Source organism: Dapis hubbardiae BLCC-M172 (assembly GCF_050016015.1).
Taxonomy (GTDB): Bacteria; Cyanobacteriota; Cyanobacteriia; order Cyanobacteriales; family Microcoleaceae; genus Trichodesmium.
On record NZ_JBNHEQ010000154.1, the window covers coordinates 10,799 to 11,100 of the forward strand.

The following is a 302-nucleotide window of genomic DNA, read 5'->3' on the forward strand; positions in this document are numbered from 1 at the left end:
AATTCTTATGGCCGGTGAGAGTCTGGAATAAATTCCCCTGACGGTTCCACAACTTTACCGTTTTGTCATCACTAGCAGTGGCAATAGTCTCCCCATCGGGACTAAATGCTACACCTATGACCCTATCCTCATGGCCGATGAGAGTCTGCAATAATTTTCCCTGAAGGTTCCACAACTTCACTGTTTTGTCTACACTAGCAGAAGCAATAGTCTCTCCATCGGGACTAAATGCTACACCTATGACCCAATCCTCATGGCCGATGAGAGTCTGCAATAATTTTCCCTGAAGGTTCCACAACTTC

Annotated in this window: 1 protein-coding gene; it reads right to left on the reverse strand. The window is 45.7% G+C overall.

Translation table 11 applies throughout. The annotated features are described in order from the left end of the window. A partial coding sequence (locus tag ACP6PK_RS13360) for a WD40 repeat domain-containing protein (protein WP_426560026.1) occupies window positions 1-302 on the reverse strand: 302 nt, incomplete at both ends.